Below are 3,052 nucleotides of genomic sequence, written 5' to 3' on the forward strand. Positions count from 1 at the left end.
GTAAGCGTACGCCCATTACCGTCTAGCGCTCTCACGTAAAACTCATCAAGATAAGTGTCCATTCATTTTTGGTAAATGGACATTTGTTTTAATGAGCGAATCCTCTACTTCTCTGGTATCCGTGCCGACGAATTTCCGGCGCCGATATACGATGGACTTCAAGCGCCAGGTCGTACAAGAATCCATGGCCAGTGGCGCATCCATTGCCCGTGTTGCCATGGCCCATGGGCTCAATGCCAATCAACTGCATAATTGGCGCTGGCAATATCGGCGCGGCGACTTTGGGCCGCTGACCGAAACACCTGCGTTATTGCCCGTGCACATCAACGCGCTACCTGCGCCAGCTCCTCGTCAGCGCGTGGGCCATCAAGAGTCCAATAGTTCCGGCATCGAAGATGGGCGAATTGAACTGCATCTGGGCAACGCCAGAATCCTCGTGCACGGTGCAGTCGATCTCCAAGCGCTGCGGTGCATGATCGAGATGCTACACCCATGATCGGCTTACCAGCGGGAACCCGCGTCTGGCTGGCCGCCGGGGTCACGGACATGCGCCGTGGCTTTGATGGCCTGGCAGCGATTGTGCAGGCCAAGCTCGCTGAGGATCCGTTCAGTGGCCACGTGTTTGTATTTCGGGGTCGTAAAGGCGATCGCATCAAGGTACTGTGGTGGGGCGGCGATGGCATGTGCTTATTAGCTAAGCGGCTTGAGCAAGGCTATTTCGTCTGGCCTGAAGCCGAATCGGGCTCGGTGTGTTTAACGCCGGCCCAGTTGTCGATGTTGCTTGAGGGCATTGATTGGCGCAGGCCCCAACGCACGCATCGGCCTACTCGAGTTTGATATAGAAATAGCACTGCAAACCCGCATACTTATTGGGTTTAGCGCTTATAAACTACCCTTCTGATGGCGGTTTTTTGGTAAAATAGCAGCCATGCAAAACGCCGCCAACACTGCGACTGACACCACTGCCTTGCTGGCAGCAATCAAGGCGTTGCAGCAAGAGAACGACTACCTGCGATTACAGTTGGCCAAGGCGCGGCGTGAACGCTTCGGGCGTAGCAGCGAGCGGGCCGGCGATCTGTTGAATCAGTTGCCGTTGTTACTTGGCGAGGCGGCAACTGCCACGCCCCAGGCCCATAGCACCGACCTTAATAAACTAGTCGCTAAGCAACGCACTCGGCCCGCTCAGCGCCACAGCCTGCCCGAATTCCTGCCTCGCCAAGAGCAGGTGCTTGCCGCCAATGACTCATGCGACTGCCCGGCCTGTGGCGGTGCGCTCAAGTTCTTGGGCGAAGACGTCAGCGAAACACTCGAATTTATCCCGGCCAGCTTCAAGGTCATTCGCACCGTGCGGCCCAAGCTGGCGTGCGGGCGGTGCGACACCATTGTGCAAGCCAGCGCGCCACCTCGACCGATTGCACGCGGCCTAGCCGGTCCGGGCTTGTTGGCGCAGGTGCTCGTGGCCAAGTATTGCGATCATCAACCACTGTATCGTCAAAGCGCTATCTATGCCCGTCACGGGGTGACGCTGTCGCGCTCCACGTTGGCCGACTGGGTGGCTGGCAGCAGCAAGTTGCTGCGTCCATTGGTACAGGCCCTGCACCGCTATGTCATGGGTGGCAACAAGGTACATGCAGACGACACCCCGGTGCCAGTGCTGGCGCCAGGCCGTGGCAAGACCCGCACGGGGCGTCTATGGACCTATGTGCGCGATGACCGGGCAGCAGCCAGTGAGCAGCCGGCGGCGGTGTGGTTCGGGTACTCGCCGGATCGCAAAGGCGAACACCCACAGAAACATCTTAAACACTTCCAGGGCGTTGTTCAGGCTGATGGGTACGCCGGGTTCAATGCGCTGTATGACAGTGGGCGGGTACAAGAGGCGGCCTGCTGGGCCCATGTTCGACGCAAGTTCTACGACATTGCCGAACAACAAAGCAGCCCCGAGGCCTTGCAAGCCATCAGCCGTATTGGTGAGCTGTACGGCATCGAAGCGCAAATCCGCGGTGAGTTGCCCGAGGTACGGCGCCAGGCGCGTCAGGCACGGGCCGGCCCCCAGCTTGATGCATTGCACGATTGGCTGCATGACACGTTACGATCGGTCTCACGTAAATCCGCATTGGCCGGGGCCATCCGCTATGCGCTCACGCGCTGGACCGCCTTGACCCGCTATGTGGATGATGGCTGCATTGAAATCGATAATAATGCCGCTGAACGCGCGCTGCGCGTGGTCGCCCTTGGACGCAAGAATTACCTCTTTGCTGGGTCCGATGCGGGTGGCCATAGCGCGGCGTCCATTTATAGCCTGCTCGGTAGCGCGGCACTGAACGGGATCGAACCCATGGCTTACTTGCGTGAGGTGCTGGCCCGCATTGCCGAGCACCCCGTGAACCAAATCGACGAATTATTGCCATGGAATCTAACCCCACACTGCACCGCTCTGGATCGCGCCGCGTAACCTCCCGTAAGGTCACGGCCTTAAGCGGTGAGGCCCTGGTCTTGCGCATTGAGCTGCGTGACAGCACCCCGCTAATCTACCGAACCATTCTGGTTCCCGCCAACATCACCTTACGTAAACTGCACGTGACGCTGCTGTGGGCCATGGGATGGCACGGTGGGCATTTGCACGAGTTCATCATCAATGAGATGCACTACGGTGAGCCCGACTCCGATTACCCTGAGCCTGACTTGAAAAACGAACAACGGGTTCGCCTGGAAAAAGCGTTGGGAGGTGTGCGTACCTTCGACTATATCTACGATTATGGAGATGCCTGGTGGCATCACGTCACGCTACTGGAACGAACTCGATTCGAAGGCCCGCTCGACTCGCCCTGGTGCCTGGACGGGGCCAACGCCTGTCCGCCTGAAGATGTCGGTGGCATCCCCGGCTATGCAGACTTCCTTGAGATCATGGCTGACTCCTCGCATCCCGAGCATGCCAATATGATGCAGTGGCACGGCGGCCCATTCGACCCGACCGCCTTCGATCTGCATGAGGCCAATCGGCGCTTGATGGAAATTCAGCTGTAACGCAAGACGGTACTGGGCGTACGCTTAC

At 58.7% G+C, this 3,052-nt stretch carries 4 protein-coding genes; all 4 read left to right on the forward strand.

Annotated elements, in window-relative coordinates:
• Positions 1 to 91: 91 nt before the first annotated feature.
• The 4 genes from LKR43_RS16095 (at position 92) to LKR43_RS16110 (ending at position 3,024) form a co-directional block, all read left to right on the forward strand.
• Positions 92 to 496, forward strand: a complete 405-nt coding sequence (locus tag LKR43_RS16095) for a transposase (RefSeq protein ID WP_227685192.1) — start codon at positions 92 to 94, stop codon at positions 494 to 496.
• Positions 493 to 837, forward strand: a complete 345-nt coding sequence (gene tnpB / locus LKR43_RS16100) for an IS66 family insertion sequence element accessory protein TnpB (RefSeq protein ID WP_227685193.1) — start codon at positions 493 to 495, stop codon at positions 835 to 837. Before LKR43_RS16095 ends, tnpB begins: the two co-directional genes overlap by 4 nt.
• A gap of 91 nt (positions 838 to 928) precedes the next feature.
• Entirely contained in the window at positions 929 to 2,452 is a 1,524-nt protein-coding gene (locus LKR43_RS16105) for an IS66 family transposase (RefSeq protein ID WP_227685194.1), read from the forward strand.
• Entirely contained in the window at positions 2,407 to 3,024 is a 618-nt protein-coding gene (locus LKR43_RS16110; protein ID WP_227685195.1) for a plasmid pRiA4b ORF-3 family protein, read from the forward strand. Before LKR43_RS16105 ends, LKR43_RS16110 begins: the two co-directional genes overlap by 46 nt.
• Positions 3,025 to 3,052 lie beyond the last annotated feature (28 nt).

Source organism: Pusillimonas sp. MFBS29, assembly GCF_020687695.1.
Classification (GTDB): domain Bacteria; phylum Pseudomonadota; class Gammaproteobacteria; order Burkholderiales; family Burkholderiaceae_B; genus Pusillimonas_C.